The following is a 26,998-nucleotide window of genomic DNA, read 5'->3' as shown; positions in this document are numbered from 1 at the left end:
CTTGCCGTCAAAGGACATACCATGCGTGAAGTGAAGTTTCGCTGGATTGATCGCTACCTCATCCATCTGACCCTCAAGGAAAAACTGCTGTTACTGCTGGGCTTGCCGATCATCGCCCTGCTGATTTTTGCCGCCATTGGCATGCATAACGACATGCAATCCGATGAACTGGCGCAACAGCAGCTAATGCAAAAAGAAGTAACGGACATGGCCCATGTCCTTAGCATTGGCAATGAGGCCCAGGCGCGGCAAATTCTCGCCGCTGCCGGTAAGGAATTTCAGTTACTGAACAAAAATGGCAGCCCCTTAAGTGGCTACCCGGGCATCAAGGTTGATGCCGATAAGCTGGGCAGCCACGCGCTGCTGACCGCTGATCAGATGCTGGTCGCCGCCGCTGATGTGCCCGGAAAACCCTGGTTACTGGCACAGCAGCACCCATTGCTCGCCAAACCCTTCTGGGATGTAGCTGAACCCTACGCCATCATGCTCAGTATTGCGCTGGCGATACTGGGCGTGATCAATTACTACATCACCACCTTTATCGGCGGCGCCCTGTTCAGCCAGGTGCAGGCTCTGACTCGAGTCGCCGATGGGGACTTAACCTTCCGGTTGAATTTCCTGCCGGTGCGGGATGAATTTTCCACCCTGGCAATTGCCATCGATAAACTGGCCAGCCGCCAGCATGACATGGTGAAAGTCATCAAAGCCGTTTCTGACACCCTTAGTGACGCCGCGGTACGCTTTAAAAACGAATCCACCGATACCCAAGCCCTGGCTCAGGGGCAGCGCCAGAGCCTTGACTCCCTGGCCACCGCCATGGAAGAAATGAGCGCGGCTGTCAAAGAAGTGGCACACCACGCCGAAAGCGCCTCCACGGAAACCCAGCGCGCCTCGGAGGAATCGGCCAAAGGAACCGATAATATCCAGCACACCATCAGTGCCATTGAGCAGTTATCGAAGGAAATTTTTGCTGCCAGCGATGCGGTGGCCAAAGTGAATGACAACGCCAGCCGGATTGATGAAGTGGTAACAACCATTAACGCCATTTCTGAGCAAACCAACCTGCTGGCGCTCAACGCCGCCATTGAAGCCGCCAGGGCCGGCGAACAAGGCCGCGGTTTTGCGGTGGTTGCCGATGAAGTACGTACCCTGGCGGCCCGTACACAGCAGGCTACCGTCGAAATCCAGCAGATGATCGAAGCCCTGCAAAGTGGCACCGATGACGTCAGCCGGATAATGGAAAACACGGTTCAGCAGGCCGAACATGGCGGCACCTTGATCTCGCAAGCCGGGCAGGATCTGCATACCATCAACACCCACGCCGAACAGGTTTTTTCAATGATGGCGCAGATCGCCGCCAGCGCCGAACAGCAAAGCGCCGTTGCCGAGGACATTACCGCGAACATCAGTGAGGTGCGCGAACAATCACTGTCTGTGGAAGATGCCGCCAAAAATAATGCTTCCGGCACCAACGAACTGAAAGGTTTGTCGGATCGGCTGGCCGAAACCCTCAAAGGCTTGACGGTCTGAGCCTTTTTATTTAGCGGGCAAGGGCCTACAATCCAGGCCCTTCTTGCTTACCTTACAGGCTTGCTGATGCCCCGTAATGCTCTGGTTCTGGCCGAAGGCCGGGAAAAATCACTAAAGCGCCGCCACCCCTGGATTTTTGCCAGTGCGATTCATCACATCAAAGGCAAGCCCAAAGCCGGCGATAACGTCGAGATATACAGCAGTAGCGGGCAATGGCTGGCCCGCGCCGCATATTCACCGCAATCGCAGATCCGCGCTCGCATCTGGACTTTTGAGCAGCAAGAAGCTGTTGACGACGCCTTTTTTGCGCGCCGTATCGCAACAGCTTATCAACGCCGCCAGGCGCTGATCACACGTGATGACCTAACCGGTTATCGCCTGGTGGCAGCAGAAAGCGACGGCCTGCCCGGCGTCACCATTGATCGCTACGACAATGTGCTGGTCTGCCAGCTGCTGTCCGCTGGCGCGGATACCTGGCGCGCCGCCATTGTGGCAGCCTTGCAGGCACAGTTCCCCGGTCTGGTTATTCATGAACGCTCGGATGTGGACGTGCGCCGTAAGGAAGGCCTGGAGCCACTGGTGCAAACCCTCAGCGGCAACCTGCCGGAACGGGTGGCCATTCGTGAAAACGGCCTGTCTTTGTGGGTTGATTTACTGCAGGGCCATAAAACCGGCTATTACCTCGATCAGCGTGATAACCGCGCGGCGGTGCTGCCTTATGTGCAAAACGCCGAGGTGCTCAATTGCTTTTCCTACACCGGAGGCTTTGGTGTTTATGCCCTGCAAGGCGGCGCCAAGGGCGTCACCCAGGTGGATGTCTCCAGTTCCGCACTGGCGCTGGCAGCCGATAACCTGGCCCTCAACCAGCTCGACGCCAGCCGCTGTACCTTTGTCAAAGAAGATGTATTTGCCCTGCTGCGCCGCTATCAAACAGAAGGCCGGCAGTTTGATGTGATCGTGCTGGACCCGCCGAAATTTGTAGACAGCAAAGCCAATCTGAAGTCGGCCTGCCGCGGCTATAAGGACGTTAATTTACAGGCCATAAAACTGTTACGGCCTGGCGGCACGCTGCTGACCTTCTCCTGTTCCGGCCTTCTGGATATGAACCTGTTTCAGAAACTGGTCGCTGATGCCGCCCTGGATGCGGGCCGCCAGGGGCAGATCCAACGCTGGCTGACACAAGCGGCCGATCACCCGGTCAGTCTCAGTTACCCAGAAGGGCTTTATCTCAAGGGTTTGGTCGTACAGTTCGATTGAGCTGCTTGAAATTTAGCCAGAAGACGCCATATCTATAGCGACCCCATCGATTCATTGGAGGTGCATTATGGCGTTACTTAGCTGGGATCCGTTTCGCGATATGGACAATTTTGTCGACCGCTACCTGCAACCGCATTCGAGCCGTCAGTGGCTGCCGGCAGTGGATATTGACGAAGACGACAAAGCCTTTCATCTGGCACTGGAAGTGCCCGGCATGAGCAAAGAGCAGATCAACGTGGCGGTACATAACGGCTTACTGACGGTCAGCGGTGAGCGCAGCCGTCAGGACAAGGGCACCAATCACCGCACGGAACGTCGTTATGGCAGTTTCAGCCGTACCTTCAGCCTGCCTGAAGGGGTTGATACTGATGCCATTGAAGCACGATTTGACAGTGGTCTATTAATTCTTGCCCTACCGAAAAGCACCACCCCTGATGAGCCCAGACGCATCGAGGTTCAGTAAGAAAAACCCCGCTCAGGCGGGGTTTTTTGTGGGGAAAAAGTCCCGCGGTCGGCGGCCATCATCAGCGGCCAGGCTCGCATCTGCCCCCGCGGCCAGTAAGCATTGGGTCACCACCGGATCAGCACGCTGCACAGCAGTATGCAAAGGTGTAAAACCGCCTTGCTGACGCGCATTGGCCTTACTACCGGCTGCCAACAAGGCCATTACACACGCCAGGCGGCCATTTTGTTCAGCATTAGCGACGGCGCTGTGCAAGGGTGTGACGGCACTGTCGTTATCCGCGACCATATTGACATCAGCACCATAGAAGATCAGGGTTTCCAGGCAGGCCACCGAGCCAAAAAAAGCCGCCAGATGCAAAGGGGAATAACCGTCTTCACTCAGTAGCGACATCAATGCAGGTTCCATTTTCAGCAGGCTCAGCAACCGCGGCAGCTCATCCATGGAGGCTGCTTCCCAAATATCCAGATCCACCTTGCCTGCCAGTAACCTGGCAATAGCGTTTCGACGGTGATAGCAAGCCCACAGTACCGGGCTGGCCCCCTGGTAACGGCTGGCAATCAACCCGGGCTGCTTTTTCAGCAAGTCATGCAGCTTCAGCTCATTGCCATCTGCAATGGCGGCAAAAAATGCGGCTTTTTCCATTTGCCGTCGTCCTAGGTGAACTTTCTTTTACGTTAGCTGCTTTTCGCCTGCTCTTCCATGAAGTTGAGGATACGCTTGTCTGATATCGGATATGGGGTACCCAGTTGCTGGGCAAAGTAACTGACTCGCAGCTCTTCTATCATCCAGCGAGCCTGGGTCAACCACTGCGGCCTTGCCACCCCCTTGGGGGTTTTATTGGCATACTGCTGCCAACGCGCCATTACCGTATCAATCTTGGCCAACTGTAGACGATCGCGATTTGGGTCAATCGGCAGTTTCTCCAGCCGCCGGCTGATGGCATCCAAATAACGCTGCATGTCACCTAACCGTGGCGCACCGCACGCCGTGACAAAACCTTTGAAAACTAAGCCGTCCAACTGGGCCTGAATATCAGCCTGGGCTCTGACCACAGAAAGGTCGGTTTTGCCCTTGAGACGCTTTTTAATGGCATTGTGGCGCACCAGAATTTGCTCCACTTGCGCGGCAATGGCCACCACAGTGTCGTTTAACTCGGCCCGCACCCGCTCTTTGAGCTGTTCAAAGTGCTGTGCATCCTGACATTCCTGGCCAGCAATCAGGCTATCGATAGCCGCCGCAATGCAATCTTCGATGAGATCGCCTACTTTGCCGAAAGGATTAAAATAAAGCCCCAGCTTGGCTTTATTGGGCAAGCTCTCCTGCAGGTATTTTACCGGTGATGGCACATTCAGCAGGAGCAAGCGCCGCAAGCCTTTGGCCATCGCCTGTTGCTGCGCCTCCGGGGTATCAAACAGGGCAATGGCCACACTGTCTTGTTCATCCACCAAGGCGGGATAAGCGCGTACTTCCAAGCCTTGACGCTGCTCGACGAACTGCTTCGGCAGAGCCGGGAAAGACCAGCTGGTTAAACCTGTTTGCTCAATACCGGGGCTGGCCGCCTTCGATAAACTGTCTTTGATGTGCCCGGCCAGCTTACCTTTGAGTACCGGTAAATCGCGCCCAGCCGCCAGCACTTTGCCAGCCTCATCCATTACGGCAAAACGCATACGCAAGTGGGGCGCCAAGGCAACCTGCTGCCAGAGTTCCGGGTCGGTACGAATGCCGGTGATCTGCCGCAGCACGTCAGCCAGTTTGTCGATGAGCCGCCCGTCCAGCGGCGTCAGCCGGGCCAGCGCCGCCTGGGCATAATTGGGCGCCGGCACAAAATTGCGCCGCACTGGCTTGGGTAAGCCCTTGATGAGCGCCACCACCAATTCTTCGCGCAGCCCCGGCACCTGCCAGTCAAAGCCGTCGGCTTGCACCTGGTTTAAGGCGGCCAGCGGGATCTGGACCGTCACACCGTCATCATCATGGCCCGGTTCAAAGCGGTACAACAACGGCAACCGCAGGTTGCCCTGCTGCCAGCTGTCAGGAAAGGCATTGGCGGTAACATGGTCCGGATCCTGGGCCAATAAATCCGCTTCGGTGAAAAACAGTGCCTTTTTGCTGGCTTCATCGGCACGGCGCCACCAGCGGTCCAGGGTTCGGCCATCAAAAATATTCTCTGGCAGGCGCTGGTCATACAGTGTCGCCAGTAAATCATCATCAATCAGGATGTCACGGCGCCGGGACTTATCTTCCAGCCCCTGCAGCTCACTGATCAACTGCTGGTTATGGCGAAAAAACGGCAACCGGCACTTAAATTCCCCTTCCACCAGGGCGCTACGAATGAAGATAGCCCGGGCCTCGGCCGGTTGTATGCGGCCGAAGTCCACCCGCCGACGCGGGATCAAAACCAGGCCATAGAGGCTAACCTGCTCATAGGCGATGACGTTCGCGCGGTTTTTTTCCCAGTGCGGTTCGGCGTAGCTGCGGCTGACCCGCTCCCCCGCCAAGGCTTCTGCCCACTCAGGCTCAACCCGGGCCAGGGTGCGGGCAAAAAGCTTCGATGTTTCCGTCAGCTCGGCGGCCATCAGCCACTTTGGTTTTTTATCGATGGTTGAGCCTGGGAACGGTAAAAAGCGGCTTTGCCGGGCGCCCAGGTACTCGCGGTTTTTATCCTTAAAGCCCAGGTGCGATAAATGCCCTGCCAACAGGGCCTGGTGAATGGCGTCGTAGCTGGCTGGCTCCGTATTAAGCTGGTAACCCAGCTCATCGCAAAAATCACCGAGTTGCTCTACCAAGTCCTGCCATTCTCGCATCCGTACGTAATTGAGAAATTCTTTCTGGCAGAGCTTGCGCCACTGGTTATTAGACAGCGCCTGCTGCTGCGCATCGCTGTAGGCCCAGAGGTTTACAAAAGCGAGGAAGTCGGACTCCGGGTGGGCAAAACGCCGGTGCATCTCGTCCGCTTTTTGCTTGGCCTCCAGAGGCCGCTCGCGCGGGTCCTGAATTGCCAAGGCGGCAGTGATGATCAGCATTTCCTGTAAACAGCCCCGCTGATTGGCTTCTACCAGACAGCGTGCCAGGCGGGTATCCACCGGCAGTTTAGCCAGTTGCCGGCCGATGTCTGTCAGCGTCCGGCCATCAATGGCCCCCAGCTCATCCAGCAGATTCAAGCCGTCTCTGACAAAGCGGTTATCCGGGGCTTCAACAAACGGAAAAGCTTCGATATCCCCCAGCCCCAGTGACAACATCTGCAAAATTACCGCCGCCAAGTTGGTGCGCAAGATCTCCGGCTCGGTAAACTCACTGCGGCCCATAAAGTCTTCTTCACTGTACAGGCGAATACAGATACCGGGCTCTGTCCGGCCACACCGGCCCTTACGCTGGTTGGCACTGGCCTGGCTGATGGCCTCAATCGGCAAGCGCTGCACCTTGGTGCGATAGCTGTAGCGGCTGATGCGAGCAGTACCAGGGTCAATCACATACTTGATGCCCGGCACGGTCAGCGATGTTTCGGCAACGTTGGTTGCCAGCACAATGCGCCGCCCGCCATGGGGCGAAAAAATGCGGTTTTGCTCTGCCGCCGACAGCCGTGAAAACAATGGCAGCACCTCGGTGTGACGCAACTGGCGCTTATTGAGAGCATCGGCGGTGTCACGGATCTCCCGCTCACCATTCATGAAAATCAGAATGTCGCCGCGTGGCCCCTCACGGTACAGCTCATCAACAGCATCGAAGATCGCCTGGAGCTGATCTTTGTCTTTTTCTTCATCGGTGATTGGGCGGTAACGCACTTCGACCGGGTAGGTACGCCCGGAAACCTCCAGCATTGGCGCTTCGTTAAAGTGCCGGGAAAAGCGCTGCGGGTCGATGGTGGCGGAGGTAATGATGACTTTCAGATCAGGGCGCTTGGGCAGAATGGTTTTCAGGTAGCCCAGCAAAAAATCGATGTTAAGACTGCGCTCGTGGGCCTCGTCAATAATCAAGGTGTCATACCGGCGCAGCAGCCGATCCTTTTGGATCTCCGCCAGCAAAACGCCGTCAGTCATTAGCTTGACGCAGGTTTCAGCCCGGGTGTGATCGGTAAAGCGAACCTGATAACCAACCAGCCCGCCCAATTCGGTTTTTAGCTCCTCGGCCAGTCGAGCTGCTACCGAACGTGCGGCCAGCCGCCGCGGCTGGGTATGACCAATCAGGCCATCCACTCCCCGGCCCAGCTCCAGGCAGATCTTCGGCAGCTGGGTCGTTTTCCCGGAACCGGTTTCCCCAGCGATGATCACCACCTGGTGTTCGGCAATAGCTTTTTTGATGTCATCGCGGGCTGCCACCACCGGCAACTGCTGCGGGTAGTCCAGGTGCAACTGCCGGTTTTTACGAGCCGCCAGCCGACCTTTGGCTTTTGCCAACTCCTTTTCCAACATCGCCAATGTCGCGCTGCGCTTGTCAGGGTCAGCAATTTTTTGCGCCCCTTCAATACGCCGGCGCAAACGGCCGCGATCCAGGCTGGGCACTTCGTGAAGTTGGGTAAGCAGTGATGAGTCAGACATGAAAACGCATTGGGCCGGGAATGAACCGCCCAATGCTACTGGATTGCAGCCGGGCAAGAAAGGCCCGGGCCACCGCCTTAGCTGGCTTTAAAACAGGTTTCTAGGTGGTTATCCATGGCCCGTAGTACCTGCCGGCGGTTGATGATGCCGACCAGCACACCATCTTCAATCACCGGGTAGATTTTCGGTTTCTGGCCGGTCATTTGTTGCCCCAGTTCCAGTACCGAATCATCAGGCCCGACGGTCAGTACGTCAGTGCGCATCACATCACTGACTTTCGCCACTAACTCACAGTGGTAACTGGACTCTATCAGCTTGGCCAGAAAGTCCTGTTCCGACACAAAGCCCACCAGCCGAAGCTGCTTGTCTACAACCGGCGCGCCGGTCTGGGTACCGGCCAATAGTTTTTCTACCGCCAGCGCAACGGGCATATCCGGCTCCAGTGTCAGTGGATGCCGCTGCATATGATCGCGAATCGTTAATGACGCCATAACGCACCTCTTTTTACGTCCCCAATATCTACAGCATAGTCCTATTGTGTTTTGCCAGGACAGGCCCCACCTTGATTTAAAACAAGGAGACGAAACGTGGCAATAGCGGTTTTGCTGTTTATCGGGGCGGCGCTGATCAGCTGGTGGCTTTATGGCGAGCGGTTGAAACAAGCTTACTTTAAAAGCCGGGAGCGGCCGCTAACGGATCCCCAGCGCCGCCAGCTGGCCCGTGATATGCCTTTATACTCACGGCTGCCGGCTCGCCAGCGACAGAAGCTGGACGCCTTGATTGTAGCGTTTGTGAGTCGTGTGGAATTTATTGGTTGTGCAGGTCTGGAGATAGAAACGCGGATGCGCTTACTGATCTCCGCGCAGGCCTGCCTGCTGCTGATTGGTCGTGATGAACCAGCCTACCCTAACGTGCACACCGTGTACCTGTATCCAAATGACTTTATTAACCGCCAACCGCAATGGCTCCCCGGAGGGGTAGTGGATACTCAGGGCAAACACTTGGCCGGCGAAGCCTGGCGTGATGGCCGGGTAGTACTGAGCTGGGCTGGTTGCTTGCGCTCAGCTGCTCACCCTTTTGATGGTGAAAATCTGGTGGTGCACGAGTTTGCTCACCAGCTTGATCAAGCCAAAGGGGCGGCCACCGGCGCACCACTGCAAGCCACTCAGCTACAGGCGCAGCACTGGCAGCAAACCTTCAGTGAAGCCTTTCAGCGCCACCAGCATGCCGTCGCTGCCGGTCACCACGGCCTCATTGACCCTTACGGGGCCACCAACCCAGCGGAATTCTTTGCGGTGTTATCGGAGCTCTTTTTTGAGCGCGGCGCGGCGCTGGCGCAGACAGAGCCGGCGGTATATAGCCTGCTGATGGTGTTTTATGGCTTGGATACTCGCCACTGGCATTAAAAAACCGCCCGAAGGCGGCTTCATTTAGTGTGCGCAGTGCTCGTCACACTCATGGTCATCGGCTTCCAGTATTTGTACCAGCTTGCCGTTATGGAAAATACGCACGCGGCGTAACGCCAGTTCAGGATCTTCGAGGCTACGGAAAATACTTTTCGCTTCCCGGTGAAAACGGGTCATGGCCACGTCACGCTGAGACAAGTTGGTGATCAACAGGCTGCCACCTTCACGACTCACCAGCAGGTGATCACCCTGCTGCCAGCCAAACTCAGCAATCAGATCTTCGCGCAGTTCCAATTCATCCTCACCAAGGATTTGGTGCTGAGGCAAAATATTTCCTTGCGCAGGACGGTTTACGATGGTTTTGGCCTGCTGCCGTGGCTTAAGCATGACGCCTCTCTAGGGCTAATAAAATCAGCCGCCATGATACCTGCTCAAAACCAACGCCGCCACCACATCAACAACACAGAGCAAGCAACACTGGCCGCCATCAACAAGCTGACCCACAGCGTGCCATGTTTGTCTTCCAACCAGGGTAAACCACCTACATTCATTCCGAAAAAGCCGGTAATCACCGACAACGGCAGAAATAAGGCAGTCACAATCGACAGCAGATACAAGGTCTTGTTCATCTGCGCGTCACGCTCAGCGTTCATATCGTCCCGCAGCAACTTGATGCGCTCACGCAGTAAGTTGAGACTTTCCAGCAGGCGGGTCATGCGATCGAGGATTTCCAGCAGCTGTGTACGGGCGTTAGGTGGCAAAACTTCATCCAGTTCGTCACTGAGATCGTCCAGCATTTCCTGCTGCGGTTCGATGTGGCGGCGTAAGCTCAATAGCCGCCGCTCCATCACCATCAGTGCTGAGCGTAAGTCTTTTTTGTGCTCCAGCCAGGCCATTTCCATATCCAGCAAGCCGCCAGTCAGGGTTTTCAAATGTTCATCGGCGCCACGCACCAGGTTACGCAGTATGTCGCCTAGCATTTGCCATTGGTCAACAGCTTCATTGGCTCGAGTCAGCCGCGCTACCGCTTCATCAACGGATTTCAAGCGCTGGCCAGCCAAAGTGATCAAGCTCGTGCCGGTGACAATACAGCGCAATGACACCATATCTTCAGCTTCTTTGCCGGGGTTGAAGTTGATACCGCGCATGATCAGCAGCAAGGTGCCATCGTGCTCCCACTGCCAGCGCGGGCGGGTTTCTTCAGCCAGCGCAGCAACCGCCAGATGGGTCGGCAAATGCCGGATAAAAGCCTTTTCAAGGCCATTGTCAGTGCGGTTCAGGTGTAACCAGCAGGGCCGCTCCGTAAAGGCCGGGAGGGCTTTTATTGCGGTATCATCAAGGGCCTCACGGCTGTCGAGCCAGAAACCGTATTCATTCATCGTTGGGCCTGCATAATTTAGCGGGGTCGAGCAGGGCTTTAAGCCGCTCTTCGCCCAGGTTGGTCTGTTCCTTGGCCACCTCAATAATAGGCCGGCCTTCAGCATAAGCCTGTTTCGCGATGGCTGCCGCTTTCTGGTAGCCAATTTCACTGTTCAGTGCCGTTACCAGTATGGGATTACGAGCCAGGTTTTCGTCTAGCCGTTGTTGATTGACAGTGAAATCGGCGATGGCCTTGTCAGCCAGATGGCGGCAGCTTTCGGTCAGCCAGTCGGTCATCTGGTTCAAGTTCATGGCCAACAACGGCAACATCACATTGAGTTGAAAATTACCACTTTGGGCCGCTACCGCGTTAGCGTTATCCAGCCCCATGACCTGCGCGGCGACCATAGTAACGGCTTCCGGGATCACTGGGTTAACCTTACCCGGCATGATGCTGGAACCCGGTTGTAGCGCCGGCAACGCGATTTCGCCAAGCCCGGCCAAGGGCCCCGAGTTCATCCAGCGCAAGTCATTGGCGATTTTCATCAACACGACCGCCAGTTGCCGCAGGGCCGCAGAGGCAGCCAGAGCTGCTTGCTGGCCAGCCATGTTGGCATAAGGCCAGTCATGGGCTTGCAGGTTCAGCTGTAAACGCTGACTCAAACGGCGGCAAATGCCACCGGCAGCCTGAGGGTGAGCATTAATACCGGTGCCCACGGCTGTGCCTCCTAACGGCAGTTCGCTGAGCGAGGCTCCCGCTTGGCGCAGTGCGCTTGCCACGGCTTCTAGCTGCACTTGCCAGGTCGTCAGCTCCTGACCAAAGGTCAATGGCATGGCGTCCATCAGGTGAGTTCGGCCGGTTTTAACCACGCCATCCAATTCCCTGGCCCGTTTTTCAATACTGGCTACCAGCTGCTGCAGTGCCGGTAGCAGCTGCTTTTCGATACCTTGCAGCACCGATAACTGCAACGCTGAAGGCACCGTGTCGTTGGAGCTTTGGCCCATGTTGACGTGATCATTGGGGTGGATGTCAGCCCCCGCCAGGTTGGCAATGACTTCATTGACGTTCATGTTGCTGGAAGTGCCGGAGCCTGTTTGAAAAACATCCACCGGGAAAGCCGCCATGGGTGCATCGGCCAGCAACTGGTCGGCAGCTTTAATGATGGCGCTGGCCTGCGCTTCGCTCAGCAGTTGCAAGGTCAGGTGGGTTTGTGCCGCTGCGCGTTTGATTTCAATCAGACTGGCCAAAAAACGCCAGGGCAATGGCTGCCCGGAGATCTGAAAATTATCCTTGGCGCGCTGGGTCTGGGGGCCGTAGAGGGCGTCGTCAGGCAGGGTGACCTCGCCCATGGAGTCGCTCATTACTTTGCTCATCGCTCCCTCCTTTTTTGCTCACCCTGCCACTGATACAAGGCCATGTCACCCTGACCAGAAAACCAGCTCAGGCTGATGTCAGCATAGGATCATTAGTCTGTTCAGCTCGTTTTTTGGCAAATCAATGCCGGATTACGCCTGTTAGTTACATGAAAAAAGGGCCTGTCGGCCCTTTTAGTGTTTGAAACCGGTCAGCTGCTTTAACCGGAATTCATCGATAAGACTGAATAAACGGTCGGGGTAATCCGTTTCAATACCGTCCACACCCAGTGTCAGCATTTTTGCCATTGCCTGACGGGAGTGAACACCCCAGACATAGAGCTGCATATTATGCTGATGAGCCTGACTGAGTAGCTCAGGAGACATAAAGCTATGGTAAACCTCCAGGTACTGCACCGGCATGGCAAGTGGATCCTGACGCCGTATCTCATCAGATAGCAGCAGGTTAAAGCGCTGATACCAGCCGAAGATGACGTACATGCGGGGAATGTCCGGCGCCAGCTGGGCCAGCTTACGCAGCACTTCTGGATTAAATGACTTGAGGATCACCCGATCTTGCATGTGGTAGGTGCGGATATGTTCCAGCACCTTCGCTTCCAGGCCCGGCACCCGCAAGTTGATGATGAGGGTTGTTTTACTGTGCGCCATGGCATTCATGACTTCAGCCAGGGTCGGGATCCATTCATCAATGTACTGGGGCCCAAACCAGGAACCCGCATCCAGCGCATTGAGCTGTGCCAACGTCATGTCATCGACATTGCCCTGGCCATTGGTGGTGCGCTGCAGCTGTTTGTCATGGAAGGCCACCAAAGCGCCATCCTTGGAGCGGCGAACGTCAATCTCGATGGCATCCACACCCAACTTCAGAGATTGCTTTACTGCTGCCAGTGTATTTTCTGGCGCTAAACCAGCACTGGCTCTATGCCCCACCACTACTGTTTTTGCCGATGCTGCTGGTGCCAATACAAGCAAGCTCATCATGAGCCCCAGGATCAGTCTCAGTCCCACGTCAGTCCCCTCAAAGTACCAGCCTGTAGCGGCTGTTGTTTATTGTTATGTCTGTTTATCGGGGGTTTATATTACGCAGTTTGCAACATCCGAACAACAAAGAAGGGGCCAACAGGCCCCTTCTTTCAGACATTTACAAAGTGCTGCGGCGGATTGGGATCAGTATCCGCTTCATAATCCACATCATCCAAGCCAAAGCCGAACAGTTTCAAAAACTCTTCCTTGTAGCCGTCGTAGTCGGTCAGCTCACGCAGGTTTTCTGTTGTGACCTGCTGCCACAGCGCCTTACAAGCGTTCTGGACTTCTTCTTGCAGTTCCCAGTCGTCCATCCGGATACGGTTTTTATCGTCAGTGTCGGTGGCACTGCCGTCAGCCTTATAAAGCTGCTGGCTAAACAGCCGGTAAACGTGCTCCATGCAGCCTTCGTGCAAGCCTTTTTCTTTCATTACCTTGTAAACAATGGCGATATACAGCGGCATCACCGGAATAGCTGAGCTGGCCTGGGTAACAACAGACTTCAGCACCGCAACATGGGCTTCGCCACCTTTACCCTTGAGCTGACTATCAATAGCAGCGGAGGCGCGATCCAAGTCTTCCTTAGCCTTGCCAATAGTGCCATGCCAGTAGATAGGCCAAGTGATTTCGGTGCCGATATAACTATAAGCAATGGATTTGCAGCCATCAGCCAGCACCCCAGCCTCATTCAGCGCCTGCATCCACAGTTCCCAGTCTTGGCCACCCATGACTGTTTTGGTGTCCGCAATTTCCTGCTCATTGGCCGGCTCAACATCAACAGAGATGATTTCATCTTTGTTTGTATCAACCGCTGTTGCGCTATAAGGCTTACCAATCGGCTTCAGGGTGGAGCGTACCAACTCACCCGTATCGGGCAGCTTGCGTACCGGCGAGGCAATAGAGTAAACCACCAGATCGATCTGCCCCAGATCAGCTTTAATCAGCTCAATGGCCTGCTGCTTTACTTCATTAGAAAAAGCATCACCGTTGATTGACTTAGCGTACAGGCCTGCTTCATTGGCCAGTTTGTCGAAGGCAACGGCATTGTAGTAACCGGCGGTTCCTGGACGCGTATCAGAGCCCGGTTTTTCATAAAAGACACCCAGTGTTGCAGCGCCGGCCCCAAATGCAGCCGCAATGCGCGACGGCATACCGTAGCCACTGGAACTACCAATCACCAGTACCCGCTTAGGGCCACCTTCGATAGCAGGGTGCTCTTTGGTGTAATTGATCTGTTCCAGAATATTGGCTTCACAGCCGGCCGGGTGTGCAGTGGTGCAAATGAAGCCGCGGATCTTGGGCTTGATAATCATGGTAAGTCCGTGTGTTGGTTTCACAATCAGGCGATGATGGTAGCCCATTTTGGCCACCGCAAACATCCGATCTCTCAGCCTCTTCGCAGCTCACTGCATCTTTTTTGCACAAAACACTTGCCAGTTATTTCAACCTGAAATACTGTACACCCATACACTGTATAAAATTACAGACATGGAGATAACTATGGACCCGCGCCCCAATAGCCTGTTCGACAGCACCCTGGCCCGGCATGCACAACCTCGGCAACCACTTGCCACTGGCATGTCACAAAGCCTGCAATCCCCCCAGGGTCTTACGGACGCAGCGTTACCAAGCGGGGCTATTAGCGAACTGTTTTATCGGCAAGACAGTGGCGGCGAGCTACAACTGCTGATGCCGATGCTGGCTCGTTTATCACAACAAAAGCGCTGGATTGTTTTCATGGCGCCACCAACACGGCCGGAAGTATCGGCATTAAGCGCAGCAGGTGTAAACCTGTCACGTATTCTGGTGATCCATCCCAGCAAAATAAAAAGTGCGTTAAAAACACTGGCACAAGCTTTAGCCAGCGGGAATTGCAGTGCTGTGCTCGCTTGGCCAAAAGGCCTAAGCCAGAGCCAGCTGCAGTGCCTGCAACAAGCGGCTCAAAAAGGCGATACCGTCGGGATCATGTTGCAAAAGCAGCCCCACCAACAAACAGTCAATAAGGTGGTGACTTTGACGTTTAGCGCTCATCATCGCCAGGCTCAAGGCACGTCTAGCGTTACTAGTGGCGATGTGATCCAAGGGCCCTGGCAGGCGTAACGAGGATGCCTCTTTGCTGCGACAGATGCTCAAGATGTCAGCAAAGTGAATCCATTGAGTGATAGCAACAACCAGTGTCTGAGGTTTTAAACCCCAAAACAAAAAGGCCCAGTCGTTAGACTGGGCCTTCTCGTGTATTAGGTGCCTGGCAGTGACCTACTCTCACATGGCGAATGCCACACTACCATCGGCGCAACTGCGTTTCACTGCTGAGTTCGGAATGGAGTCAGGTGGTTCCACAGCGCTATTGCCGCCAGGCGAATTTGTTGGAGTCCGCTCATATGAGCCAACTCATTCAATTCGGATTAAAGCTGATAACAATGCTTGGATTCTCAGTCTTGCTTGGCGCCCTACAAAACCCTTTGGGTGTTGTATGGTTAAGCCTCACGGGCAATTAGTACTGGTTAGCTCAACGTATCACTACGCTTACACACCCAGCCTATCAACGTTGTGGTCTTCAACGACCCTTTAGGAGACTCGAAGTCTCAGGGATGACTCATCTCAGGGCTCGCTTCCCGCTTAGATGCTTTCAGCGGTTATCGATTCCGAACTTAGCTACCGGGCAGTGCCACTGGCGTGACAACCCGAACACCAGAGGTTCGTTCACTCCGGTCCTCTCGTACTAGGAGCAACTCCCTTCAATCATCCAACGCCCACGGCAGATAGGGACCGAACTGTCTCACGACGTTCTGAACCCAGCTCGCGTACCACTTTAAATGGCGAACAGCCATACCCTTGGGACCGACTTCAGCCCCAGGATGTGATGAGCCGACATCGAGGTGCCAAACACCGCCGTCGATATGAACTCTTGGGCGGTATCAGCCTGTTATCCCCGGAGTACCTTTTATCCGTTGAGCGATGGCCCTTCCATTCAGAACCACCGGATCACTATGACCTACTTTCGTATCTGCTCGACGTGTCTGTCTCGCAGTTAAGCTGGCTTATGCCATTGCACTAACCTCCTGATGTCCGACCAGGATTAGCCAACCTTCGTGCTCCTCCGTTACACTTTGGGAGGAGACCGCCCCAGTCAAACTACCCACCAGACACTGTCCCTAACCCAGATAATGGGCCGAGGTTAGAACATCAAACATACAAGGGTGGTATTTCAAGGTTGGCTCCACACATACTGGCGTACGTGCTTCATAGCCTCCCACCTATCCTACACATGTAGGCTCAATGTTCAGTGTCAAGCTGTAGTAAAGGTTCACGGGGTCTTTCCGTCTAGCCGCGGGTACACTGCATCTTCACAGCGATTTCAATTTCACTGAGTCTCGGATGGAGACAGCGTGGCCATGGTTACACCATTCGTGCAGGTCGGAACTTACCCGACAAGGAATTTCGCTACCTTAGGACCGTTATAGTTACGGCCGCCGTTTACCGGGGCTTCGATCAAGAGCTTCACCTTACGGCTAACCCCATCAATTAACCTTCCGGCACCGGGCAGGTGTCACACCGTATACGTCCTCTTTCGAGTTTGCACAGTGCTGTGTTTTTGATAAACAGTCCCAGCCACCTGGTCACTGCGGCTGCCAACAGCTTACGACGCGAAGTCTTCACCGTCAGCAGCGTACCTTCTCCCGAAGTTACGGTACTATTTTGCCTAGTTCCTTCACCCGAGTTCTCTCAAGCGCCTTAGTATTCTCTACCTGACCACCAGTGTTGGTTTGGGGTACGGTTCCTGCGCAACTGACGCTTAGAGGCTTTTCCTGGAAGCGTGGCATCAACAGCTTCGTTGCCGTAGCAACTCGTCTCGTGTCTCGACCTTAAGGACCCGGATTTGCCTAAGTCCTCAGCCTACGCACTTTCACATGGACAACCAACGCCATGCCTGCCTAGCCTTCTCCGTCCCCCCTTCGCATTGCGCAGAAGTACAGAAATATTAATCTGTTTCCCATCGACTACGGCTTTCGCCCTCGCCTTAGGAGCCGACTCACCCTGCCCCGATTAACGTTGGACAGGAACCCTTGGTCTTCCGGCGTGGAGGTTTTTCACCCCCATTAACGTTACTCATGTCAGCATTCGCACTTGTGATACCTCCAGCATGCCTCCCGGCACACCTTCAACAGCTTACACAACGCTCCTCTACCACTCCCGTAGGAGTCCGCAGCTTCGGTGCATAGCTTAGCCCCGTTACATCTTCCGCGCAGACCGACTCGACTAGTGAGCTATTACGCTTTCTTTAAAGGGTGGCTGCTTCTAAGCCAACCTCCTAGCTGTCTGAGCCTTTCCACATCGTTTCCCACTTAGCTATGACTTGGGGACCTTAGCTGGCGGTCTGGGTTGTTTCCCTTTTGACGACGGACGTTAGCACCCGCCGTCTGTCTCCCGGATAGTACTCTTGGGTATTCGGAGTTTGCATGGGTTTGGTAAGTCGGGATGACCCCCTAGCCCAAACAGTGCTCTACCCCCCAAGGTATTCGTCCGAGGCGCTACCTAAATAGCTTTCGAGGAGAACCAGCTATCTCCCGGTTTGATTGGCCTTTCACCCCTAATCACAGGTCATCCCCTACTTTTGCAACAGTAGTGGGTTCGGTCCTCCAGTTGGTGTTACCCAACCTTCAACCTGCCCATGACTAGATCACCGGGTTTCGGGTCTATGCCTTGCGACTGGACGCCCAGTTAAGACTCGGTTTCCCTACGGCTCCCCTATTTGGTTAACCTCGCCACAAAACATAAGTCGCTGACCCATTATACAAAAGGTACGCAGTCACACCCGAAGGTGCTCCTACTGCTTGTACGTACAGGGTTTCAGGTTCTATTTCACTCCCCTCGCCGGGGTTCTTTTCGCCTTTCCCTCACGGTACTGGTTCACTATCGGTCAGTTGGGAGTATTTAGCCTTGGAGGATGGTCCCCCCATATTCAGTCAAGATACCACGTGTCCCGACCTACTCTTCGTATGCAACAACAGCTGGCATTTCGTGTACGGGACTATCACCCTCTATCGCGGCACTTTCCAGAGCCTTCCACTATACCAACTGCTGATAAACACACTGGGCTCTTTCCCGTTCGCTCGCCGCTACTGAGGAAATCTCGTTTGATTTCTTTTCCTCGGGGTACTTAGATGTTTCAGTTCTCCCGGTTCGCCTCGTTACGCTATGTATTCACGTAACGATACTTGCTTATGCAAGTGGGTTTCCCCATTCGGAAATCGTTGGCTCATGCGGGTCTTATCACCTCACCAACGCTTATCGCAGATTAGCACGTCCTTCATCGCCTCCAACTGCCTAGGCATCCACCCTGTACGCTTAGTCACTTAACCATACAACCCCTAAGGGTTTCGCTTGCGCGAACACATCCTCACGAATGAGCATGTCCGTATGTGACTAACACCTGGTTTTTTCGCCGGACGCTCAAGTAAAACTGAGAGTCTCATTTAAATTGCAGTGTTATCAGCTTTCCGAATTGTTAAAGAGCAAGGCTTAAAAAAGCCTAAGGTAAATCTGACGATTTAACTTAGGCATTTCTCGAGCAAACACATAAATGGCGTCCCCTAGGGGATTCGAACCCCTGTTACCGCCGTGAAAGGGCGGTGTCCTAGGCCTCTAGACGAAGGGGACTTCAATCATGGTGGGCTGCTGTTGCAACCACAAACACTAAATGGTGGAGCTAAGCGGGATCGAACCGCTGACCTCCTGCGTGCAAAGCAGGCGCTCTCCCAGCTGAGCTATAGCCCCATATAAAGTGTGGTGGGTCTGAGTGGACTTGAACCACCGACCTCACCCTTATCAGGGGTGCGCTCTAACCAGCTGAGCTACAGACCCACACCTGTATTCGCTCTTACTCATCCAAGTAATCTGTGTGGACACTGCGCAAACAGTACGCCTCTTTTAGTAAGGAGGTGATCCAGCCGCAGGTTCCCCTACGGCTACCTTGTTACGACTTCACCCCAGTCATGAACCACACCGTGGTAAACGCCCTCCCGAAGGTTAAGCTATCTACTTCTGGTGCAGCCCACTCCCATGGTGTGACGGGCGGTGTGTACAAGGCCCGGGAACGTATTCACCGTGGCATTCTGATCCACGATTACTAGCGATTCCGACTTCACGGAGTCGAGTTGCAGACTCCGATCCGGACTACGACGCGCTTTTTGGGATCCGCTTGCTCTCGCGAGGTCGCTTCCCTCTGTACGCGCCATTGTAGCACGTGTGTAGCCCTACTCGTAAGGGCCATGATGACTTGACGTCGTCCCCACCTTCCTCCGGTTTATCACCGGCAGTCTCCTTTGAGTTCCCGACCTGATCGCTGGCAACAAAGGATAGGGGTTGCGCTCGTTGCGGGACTTAACCCAACATTTCACAACACGAGCTGACGACAGCCATGCAGCACCTGTCTCAGAGTTCCCGAAGGCACCAATGCATCTCTGCAAAGTTCTCTGGATGTCAAGAGTAGGTAAGGTTCTTCGCGTTGCATCGAATTAAACCACATGCTCCACCGCTTGTGCGGGCCCCCGTCAATTCATTTGAGTTTTAACCTTGCGGCCGTACTCCCCAGGCGGTCAACTTAACGCGTTAGCTCCGGGATCCACAGTGCATGACCACAGACCCCAAGTTGACATCGTTTACGGCGTGGACTACCAGGGTATCTAATCCTGTTTGCTCCCCACGCTTTCGCACATGAGCGTCAGTCTTTGGCCAGGGGGTCGCCTTCGCCACTGATGTTCCTTCCGATCTCTACGCATTTCACCGCTACACCGGAAATTCCACCCCCCTCTCCAAGACTCTAGCCTGCCAGTCTTAAATGCCATTCCCAGGTTAAGCCCGGGGCTTTCACATCTAACTTAACAGGCCGCCTGCGTGCCCTTTACGCCCAGTAATTCCGATTAACGCTCGCACCCTCCGTATTACCGCGGCTGCTGGCACGGAGTTAGCCGGTGCTTCTTCTGCGAGTAACGTCACAGCAAGCGGTTATTAACCACTCGCCTTTCCTCCTCGCTGAAAGTGCTTTACAACCCGAAGGCCTTCTTCACACACGCGGCATGGCTGGATCAGGGTTGCCCCCATTGTCCAATATTCCCCACTGCTGCCTCCCGTAGGAGTCTGGGCCGTGTCTCAGTCCCAGTGTGGCTGATCATCCTCTCAAACCAGCTAGGGATCGTCGCCTTGGTGAGCCGTTACCTCACCAACTAGCTAATCCCACGTAGGCGCATCCGATAGCAAGAGGCCCGAAGGTCCCCCTCTTTGGTCCGTAGACATTATGCGGTATTAGCCATCGTTTCCAATGGTTATCCCCCTCTATCGGGCAGCTCCCTACGCTTTACTCACCCGTCCGCCGCTCGTCATCTTCTAGCAAGCTAGAAATGTTACCGCTCGACTTGCATGTGTTAGGCCTGCCGCCAGCGTTCAATCTGAGCCATGATCAAACTCTTCAATTAAAAGTTTGATGCTCAATGAATTGCTGAAGTGTTGAACACTTCGCAGTCATCGAGTAAATCTCAATTTTTTGAGATGTACCCTCTGCGAGTGCCCACACAGATTACTTGGATTATCTTGTTAAAGAACGTCGCTCTTGCCGAGCGAGGAAGCGCATTCTACCGCTCCCATTGACAGTGTCAAGCACATTTCTCAACACCGAAACTTCTGTTTTTGAGCCCTTAAGCTCATCTACCGAAGCGGGCCGCCATTCTACTCGCTTTTCTTGTGCGGTCAAGGCCGGTTTAACCTACCTTTTCAACACTCAAACCGCTTTCCCTTGGCGACGGAGCGGCATTATAGGGCGCCGTTTTATGCTGGCAAGGGATTTTTATTAAAAAAACAAAATACCGGCTTTAACACAAGAAACGCACAGGTTACCCACAGCGGGTGGGTTAAAAAGAGTACAAAAGGGCCTATCGGCCCTTCTGATTAGCGTAACGGCGCAGATACCTTTCTCTGACCAATACTACGATCAAAGAAACGCGTTATGGTTTTGTACTGGTGAATGCGTGTCGCTTTGCCGTAAAGCGAATGCTTAGCACCAGGGTAAGCCATAAACTCGAAGAGTTTGCCTTGGTCCTGTAGTTGCTTAATTAACCGGGTGGTGTTGGTAAACAGTACATTGTCGTCGGCCATACCATGGTAAATCAGCAACTCACCCTTGAATTCTTTGCTGTAAGGAAAAACGGACGATGCCTGGTAGCCTTTCGGGTTAGCTTGTGGTGTATTGAGATAGCGCTCAGTATAGTGAGTATCGTAAAGGTGCCAGTCGGTGACCGGTGCGCCGGCGACACCTGCAGCAAAAGTATCACTGGCTTTAAACATAGCCATCAACGCCATATAGCCACCATAACTATGCCCATAAATACCAATATGCCTGCCATCAATATAATTTTGTTGCTTCAGCCAGTTGGCGCCAACAACCTGGTCTTTTAATTCCAGATCACCTAAATGTTGATAAATGACATCTTCGAAGGCTTTGCCACGGTTTTCACTTCCTCGATTATCCAGTTGGAAGACCACATAACCTCGGCTAACCATATATTCAGTCCAGAGATTGCTATTACTCCAGGCATTCACAACCAGTTGAGCTGTAGGGCCACCATAAACACGGATAATTGCCGGGTAGCCACCTTCCGGCATTGGCGTCGTGGGTTTAAAAACACGGTAATAAAGCGCTTTACCATCTTCTGCTGTTAGCGTGCCATATTCAGGCTCTACCCAGGAGGTACGATAAGGGGCCAAGGCACTGTTTTCATCCTGTCGGTTCTCAACAAGAAAACCTTTAAGACTGCCACCAGCCTGGTGCAAAGAGACCTGCGGAGGCTGGTTGAAATTGGAATACAAATCCAAGTAGTGACTGGCGTCCTCGCTAAAGGTAATGCTGTGCCAGCCTGGCTGTAGCGATATCTGTTGCGGTGCTGTGGCAGTCGAACCATCCAGCCGGGTACGGTACAGTTGACGCTCCTTTGGGTCACTGAGCCAGCCAGTAAAGTAAACCCAGCCGGATGACTCATCGACTTTTTCGAGCTTATTTACTTGCCAGTTACCCTTTGTAAGCGGTAGCAGTTTGCCATTGAGCAAATGATAGAGGTGTTTAAAACCAGTACGTTCTGATGCCCAAATAACACTATTATCGGCTTTGAGAAAACGCAGGTCTTCGTTGAGGTTTACCCAGGTATTGGCCTGTTCTGTCACTAACACAGTAGTTTTCTGTATATCAAGCTCGACGGCCCGTAGTTCCAAACGGTGCTGATCCCGGCTCTGCCACTGGTAAGTTAGCAGGTTACTGTTATGACTCCAGTTGACCCGGGGAATATAAAAATCTTTATCACTGCCGGTATCTAACCACTGAACCTTAGCGTCCGGGAGATTGATAACGCCCAGCTTCAAGCTAACGTTATGCTCACCAGCCGCAGGATAACGTTGCTTAATAAACTCAATGCGATCAGCATAGATTTCATTGCGAACGACCTCTGGTACCGGCGATTCATCTACCTGTAAGAAAGCTATTTTCTGGCTATCTGGAGCCCACCAGTAGCCTGTTAGTCGGTCCATTTCTTCCTGAGCAACAAACTCAGCCATGCCATTTTTAATCGGGCCATGACCGTCTCGCGTCAGCGCCTGCTCTTTACCTGTGGCAAGGTCAAGTACGATGATATTTTGATCACGAATGAAGGCGATTTTTTTATCGTCAGGGGAAAACTTCGCATCTAACTCAAAAGCATCCGTTTGGGTGAGTTGCCGTGCTTTGTGGGTGGTCAAGTCGTAGTAATAAAGATCACCGGCTAATGGAAAGAGCAAAGCCTTACCATTATGGGACCAGTGATACTCAACAATACCCGAAGCGAAAAGTCGCTGCCGTTCACGACGAGCTTTTTCCTCGTCAGAAAGGTTCTCGCTCCCTTGATGAAGGTCATCAGCGTTGACCAAACGGCGCAGTTGGCCACTTTGAACGTTATACGCCCATAGGTCCAAATGATTCGCATCGTCACTACGGCCTTTAAGGAAAGTAACAAGCTCTCCCTGAGGCGAAAAGGCGGGCTCGCGAAGCTCGGCGCCAGCCAGATCAGGGTCAGAAAAAATACGTTCGATAGTAAGGTCTTGAGCAGTAAGAGGAGCAGCAGCCAGTAAAGCCGCCGCTGACAAAAAAGTTTTCATCGGGCTCTGTCCGTTAGCAATGACAGTGCCTTTTTGCCACGTTAACGTAGCCGTTACAAGTTATGACGGACCAGTACCATTCCGGCCAAGGCAAGCAGTATTGTCAACGTTACATTGAGAAAAATATTGATGCCCGCTTTGACGAAATCCCCGTTTTGCAGCAACAGCACATTATCCATCGCAAAACTGGAAAAGGTGGTTAAAGCACCAAGAAAGCCGAGTCCAATCAAGTTACGCCATGGGTGCGGTTCAATATGACCGGCAAAGACCAGGCCCATTAATATGCCCATTAAAAAAGAGCCTAATAAATTGACGCACAGTGTGCCGTAGGGAAAGCCGCGGCCTAATACCCAAACAAAAAACTCACTTATCCCGAAGCGGAGCATCGCGCCTACGGCACCACCCAGGGCGACAAACAACAAACCTTGCATGACCCAACCACTGTATTGAAATAAAGCACAAAGCCTACCTTGCCAACCGGTGACATACCAGTAAAAGCGCTTTAGAGGTCAATAACTGCAGTGAAGCCATGAAGTAACAGCAACAACCAGTGTCTGAGGTTTTAAACCCCAAAACAAAAAGGCCCAGTCGTTAGACTGGGCCTTCTCGTGTATTAGGTGCCTGGCAGTGACCTACTCTCACATGGCGAATGCCACACTACCATCGGCGCAACTGCGTTTCACTGCTGAGTTCGGAATGGAGTCAGGTGGTTCCACAGCGCTATTGCCGCCAGGCGAATTTGTTGGAGTCCGCTCATATGAGCCAACTCATTCAATTCGGATTAAAGCTGATAACAATGCTTGGATTCTCAGTCTTGCTTGGCGCCCTACAAAACCCTTTGGGTGTTGTATGGTTAAGCCTCACGGGCAATTAGTACTGGTTAGCTCAACGTATCACTACGCTTACACACCCAGCCTATCAACGTTGTGGTCTTCAACGACCCTTTAGGAGACTCGAAGTCTCAGGGATGACTCATCTCAGGGCTCGCTTCCCGCTTAGATGCTTTCAGCGGTTATCGATTCCGAACTTAGCTACCGGGCAGTGCCACTGGCGTGACAACCCGAACACCAGAGGTTCGTTCACTCCGGTCCTCTCGTACTAGGAGCAACTCCCTTCAATCATCCAACGCCCACGGCAGATAGGGACCGAACTGTCTCACGACGTTCTGAACCCAGCTCGCGTACCACTTTAAATGGCGAACAGCCATACCCTTGGGACCGACTTCAGCCCCAGGATGTGATGAGCCGACATCGAGGTGCCAAACACCGCCGTCGATATGAACTCTTGGGCGGTATCAGCCTGTTATCCCCGGAGTACCTTTTATCCGTTGAGCGATGGCCCTTCCATTCAGAACCACCGGATCACTATGACCTACTTTCGTATCTGCTCGACGTGTCTGTCTCGCAGTTAAGCTGGCTTATGCCATTGCACTAACCTCCTGATGTCCGACCAGGATTAGCCAACCTTCGTGCTCCTCCGTTACACTTTGGGAGGAGACCGCCCCAGTCAAACTACCCACCAGACACTGTCCCTAACCCAGATAATGGGCCGAGGTTAGAACATCAAACATACAAGGGTGGTATTTCAAGGTTGGCTCCACACATACTGGCGTACGTGCTTCATAGCCTCCCACCTATCCTACACATGTAGGCTCAATGTTCAGTGTCAAGCTGTAGTAAAGGTTCACGGGGTCTTTCCGTCTAGCCGCGGGTACACTGCATCTTCACAGCGATTTCAATTTCACTGAGTCTCGGATGGAGACAGCGTGGCCATGGTTACACCATTCGTGCAGGTCGGAACTTACCCGACAAGGAATTTCGCTACCTTAGGACCGTTATAGTTACGGCCGCCGTTTACCGGGGCTTCGATCAAGAGCTTCACCTTACGGCTAACCCCATCAATTAACCTTCCGGCACCGGGCAGGTGTCACACCGTATACGTCCTCTTTCGAGTTTGCACAGTGCTGTGTTTTTGATAAACAGTCCCAGCCACCTGGTCACTGCGGCTGCCAACAGCTTACGACGCGAAGTCTTCACCGTCAGCAGCGTACCTTCTCCCGAAGTTACGGTACTATTTTGCCTAGTTCCTTCACCCGAGTTCTCTCAAGCGCCTTAGTATTCTCTACCTGACCACCAGTGTTGGTTTGGGGTACGGTTCCTGCGCAACTGACGCTTAGAGGCTTTTCCTGGAAGCGTGGCATCAACAGCTTCGTTGCCGTAGCAACTCGTCTCGTGTCTCGACCTTAAGGACCCGGATTTGCCTAAGTCCTCAGCCTACGCACTTTCACATGGACAACCAACGCCATGCCTGCCTAGCCTTCTCCGTCCCCCCTTCGCATTGCGCAGAAGTACAGAAATATTAATCTGTTTCCCATCGACTACGGCTTTCGCCCTCGCCTTAGGAGCCGACTCACCCTGCCCCGATTAACGTTGGACAGGAACCCTTGGTCTTCCGGCGTGGAGGTTTTTCACCCCCATTAACGTTACTCATGTCAGCATTCGCACTTGTGATACCTCCAGCATGCCTCCCGGCACACCTTCAACAGCTTACACAACGCTCCTCTACCACTCCCGTAGGAGTCCGCAGCTTCGGTGCATAGCTTAGCCCCGTTACATCTTCCGCGCAGACCGACTCGACTAGTGAGCTATTACGCTTTCTTTAAAGGGTGGCTGCTTCTAAGCCAACCTCCTAGCTGTCTGAGCCTTTCCACATCGTTTCCCACTTAGCTATGACTTGGGGACCTTAGCTGGCGGTCTGGGTTGTTTCCCTTTTGACGACGGACGTTAGCACCCGCCGTCTGTCTCCCGGATAGTACTCTTGGGTATTCGGAGTTTGCATGGGTTTGGTAAGTCGGGATGACCCCCTAGCCCAAACAGTGCTCTACCCCCCAAGGTATTCGTCCGAGGCGCTACCTAAATAGCTTTCGAGGAGAACCAGCTATCTCCCGGTTTGATTGGCCTTTCACCCCTAATCACAGGTCATCCCCTACTTTTGCAACAGTAGTGGGTTCGGTCCTCCAGTTGGTGTTACCCAACCTTCAACCTGCCCATGACTAGATCACCGGGTTTCGGGTCTATGCCTTGCGACTGGACGCCCAGTTAAGACTCGGTTTCCCTACGGCTCCCCTATTTGGTTAACCTCGCCACAAAACATAAGTCGCTGACCCATTATACAAAAGGTACGCAGTCACACCCGAAGGTGCTCCTACTGCTTGTACGTACAGGGTTTCAGGTTCTATTTCACTCCCCTCGCCGGGGTTCTTTTCGCCTTTCCCTCACGGTACTGGTTCACTATCGGTCAGTTGGGAGTATTTAGCCTTGGAGGATGGTCCCCCCATATTCAGTCAAGATACCACGTGTCCCGACCTACTCTTCGTATGCAACAACAGCTGGCATTTCGTGTACGGGACTATCACCCTCTATCGCGGCACTTTCCAGAGCCTTCCACTATACCAACTGCTGATAAACACACTGGGCTCTTTCCCGTTCGCTCGCCGCTACTGAGGAAATCTCGTTTGATTTCTTTTCCTCGGGGTACTTAGATGTTTCAGTTCTCCCGGTTCGCCTCGTTACGCTATGTATTCACGTAACGATACTTGCTTATGCAAGTGGGTTTCCCCATTCGGAAATCGTTGGCTCATGCGGGTCTTATCACCTCGCCAACGCTTATCGCAGATTAGCACGTCCTTCATCGCCTCCAACTGCCTAGGCATCCACCCTGTACGCTTAGTCACTTAACCATACAACCCCTAAGGGTTTCGCTTGCGCGAACACATCCTCACGAATGAGCATGTCTGTATGTGACTAACACCTGGTTTTTTCGCCGGACGCTCAAGTAAAACTGAGAGTCTCATTTAAATTGCAGTGTTATCAGCT

Annotated in this window: 15 protein-coding genes, 3 tRNA genes and 5 rRNA genes; 5 read left to right on the top strand and 18 right to left on the bottom strand. The window is 53.6% G+C overall.

All coding sequences use genetic code 11. The annotated features are described in order from the left end of the window. The first annotated feature begins 21 nt into the window (after nt 1-21). The 3 genes from WDB70_RS04845 (at nt 22) to WDB70_RS04835 (ending at nt 3,250) form a co-directional block, all read left to right on the top strand. Nucleotides 22-1,530 (top strand): methyl-accepting chemotaxis protein, encoded by a 1,509-nt coding sequence (locus tag WDB70_RS04845; protein ID WP_406667165.1) that lies wholly within the window; start codon nt 22-24, stop codon nt 1,528-1,530. A 66-nt stretch (nt 1,531-1,596) separates the two neighbouring features. Beyond that, nucleotides 1,597-2,787, top strand: a complete 1,191-nt coding sequence (locus WDB70_RS04840; protein ID WP_406667163.1) for a class I SAM-dependent rRNA methyltransferase — start codon at nt 1,597-1,599, stop codon at nt 2,785-2,787. 67 nt (nt 2,788-2,854) lie between these two features. Next, the gene (locus tag WDB70_RS04835; protein ID WP_406667161.1) at nt 2,855-3,250 is read left to right on the top strand and encodes an Hsp20/alpha crystallin family protein; all 396 of its coding nucleotides are present in this window, start codon (nt 2,855-2,857) and stop codon (nt 3,248-3,250) included. Nucleotides 3,251-3,262: 12 nt separating this feature from the next. Here WDB70_RS04835 and WDB70_RS04830 read toward each other — a convergent pair whose 3' ends face one another. The 3 genes from WDB70_RS04830 to WDB70_RS04820 form a co-directional block, all read right to left on the bottom strand. Beyond that, nucleotides 3,263-3,895 (bottom strand): ankyrin repeat domain-containing protein, encoded by a 633-nt coding sequence (locus tag WDB70_RS04830; protein ID WP_406667159.1) that lies wholly within the window; start codon nt 3,893-3,895, stop codon nt 3,263-3,265. A gap of 32 nt (nt 3,896-3,927) precedes the next feature. After that, nucleotides 3,928-7,785, bottom strand: a complete 3,858-nt coding sequence (gene hrpA, locus WDB70_RS04825; protein WP_406667157.1) for an ATP-dependent RNA helicase HrpA — start codon at nt 7,783-7,785, stop codon at nt 3,928-3,930. A 77-nt stretch (nt 7,786-7,862) separates the two neighbouring features. Then, nucleotides 7,863-8,276 (bottom strand): CBS domain-containing protein, encoded by a 414-nt coding sequence (locus WDB70_RS04820; protein ID WP_406667155.1) that lies wholly within the window; start codon nt 8,274-8,276, stop codon nt 7,863-7,865. A 96-nt stretch (nt 8,277-8,372) separates the two neighbouring features. Here WDB70_RS04820 and WDB70_RS04815 point away from each other — a divergent pair, with 96 nt between their 5' ends. Continuing rightward, nucleotides 8,373-9,191, top strand: a complete 819-nt coding sequence (locus WDB70_RS04815; RefSeq protein ID WP_406667153.1) for a zinc-dependent peptidase — start codon at nt 8,373-8,375, stop codon at nt 9,189-9,191. A 24-nt stretch (nt 9,192-9,215) separates the two neighbouring features. Here the strand turns inward: WDB70_RS04815 and WDB70_RS04810 are convergent, their stop codons facing one another. The 5 genes from WDB70_RS04810 to fabV form a co-directional block, all read right to left on the bottom strand. Next, complete coding sequence (locus WDB70_RS04810) at nt 9,216-9,578, bottom strand: hypothetical protein (RefSeq protein ID WP_406667151.1); 363 nt, start codon at nt 9,576-9,578, stop codon at nt 9,216-9,218. Nucleotides 9,579-9,622: 44 nt separating this feature from the next. Continuing rightward, the gene (locus WDB70_RS04805; RefSeq protein ID WP_406667149.1) at nt 9,623-10,570 is read right to left on the bottom strand and encodes a CorA family divalent cation transporter; all 948 of its coding nucleotides are present in this window, start codon (nt 10,568-10,570) and stop codon (nt 9,623-9,625) included. Next, nucleotides 10,563-11,924, bottom strand: coding sequence for a class II fumarate hydratase (locus tag WDB70_RS04800; protein ID WP_406667147.1), 1,362 nt, complete (start codon nt 11,922-11,924; stop codon nt 10,563-10,565). Before WDB70_RS04800 ends, WDB70_RS04805 begins: the two co-directional genes overlap by 8 nt. Nucleotides 11,925-12,098: 174 nt before the next feature. Continuing rightward, the gene (locus WDB70_RS04795) at nt 12,099-12,932 is read right to left on the bottom strand and encodes a glycerophosphodiester phosphodiesterase (protein WP_406667145.1); all 834 of its coding nucleotides are present in this window, start codon (nt 12,930-12,932) and stop codon (nt 12,099-12,101) included. Between the two features lie 125 nt (nt 12,933-13,057). Continuing rightward, entirely contained in the window at nt 13,058-14,260 is a 1,203-nt protein-coding gene (gene fabV, locus WDB70_RS04790) for an enoyl-ACP reductase FabV (protein WP_406667143.1), read from the bottom strand. A gap of 49 nt (nt 14,261-14,309) precedes the next feature. Here fabV and WDB70_RS04785 point away from each other — a divergent pair, with 49 nt between their 5' ends. Beyond that, nucleotides 14,310-15,047 (top strand): cell division inhibitor SulA, encoded by a 738-nt coding sequence (locus WDB70_RS04785; protein WP_406667141.1) that lies wholly within the window; start codon nt 14,310-14,312, stop codon nt 15,045-15,047. 143 nt (nt 15,048-15,190) lie between these two features. Here the strand turns inward: WDB70_RS04785 and rrf (WDB70_RS04780) are convergent. The 10 genes from rrf (WDB70_RS04780) to WDB70_RS04735 all read right to left on the bottom strand — a co-directional run bounded on the left by rrf (WDB70_RS04780) (nt 15,191) and on the right by WDB70_RS04735 (nt 26,862). Further along, a 5S ribosomal RNA gene (gene rrf, locus WDB70_RS04780) occupies nt 15,191-15,305 on the bottom strand. A 115-nt stretch (nt 15,306-15,420) separates the two neighbouring features. Next, nucleotides 15,421-18,310: ribosomal RNA gene (locus WDB70_RS04775) — 23S ribosomal RNA — on the bottom strand. Between the two features lie 222 nt (nt 18,311-18,532). Continuing rightward, nucleotides 18,533-18,608: transfer RNA gene (locus WDB70_RS04770), tRNA-Glu, on the bottom strand. A gap of 41 nt (nt 18,609-18,649) precedes the next feature. Continuing rightward, nucleotides 18,650-18,725, bottom strand: a tRNA-Ala gene (locus WDB70_RS04765). A 10-nt stretch (nt 18,726-18,735) separates the two neighbouring features. After that, a tRNA-Ile gene (locus WDB70_RS04760) sits at nt 18,736-18,812 on the bottom strand. 70 nt (nt 18,813-18,882) lie between these two features. After that, nucleotides 18,883-20,422: ribosomal RNA gene (locus WDB70_RS04755) — 16S ribosomal RNA — on the bottom strand. Together the 16S, 23S and 5S rRNA genes with 3 tRNA genes alongside form the textbook arrangement of a ribosomal RNA operon. Nucleotides 20,423-20,891: 469 nt before the next feature. After that, nucleotides 20,892-23,123, bottom strand: coding sequence for a S9 family peptidase (locus WDB70_RS04750; protein ID WP_406667139.1), 2,232 nt, complete (start codon nt 23,121-23,123; stop codon nt 20,892-20,894). A 53-nt stretch (nt 23,124-23,176) separates the two neighbouring features. Beyond that, nucleotides 23,177-23,554: a fluoride efflux transporter CrcB gene (gene crcB, locus WDB70_RS04745; RefSeq protein WP_406667137.1), complete on the bottom strand. Its 378-nt coding sequence runs from the start codon at nt 23,552-23,554 to the stop codon at nt 23,177-23,179. 188 nt (nt 23,555-23,742) lie between these two features. Next, nucleotides 23,743-23,857 (bottom strand): 5S ribosomal RNA (gene rrf, locus WDB70_RS04740). 115 nt (nt 23,858-23,972) lie between these two features. Further along, a 23S ribosomal RNA gene (locus tag WDB70_RS04735) occupies nt 23,973-26,862 on the bottom strand. Nucleotides 26,863-26,998 lie beyond the last annotated feature (136 nt).

The sequence above is a fragment of the Gallaecimonas aegicerasi genome (assembly GCF_045291545.1).
GTDB lineage: Bacteria > Pseudomonadota > Gammaproteobacteria > Enterobacterales > Gallaecimonadaceae > Gallaecimonas.
Note: the sequence above shows the minus strand (reverse complement) of the source record. Positions and strands in the feature narration are given on the sequence as shown.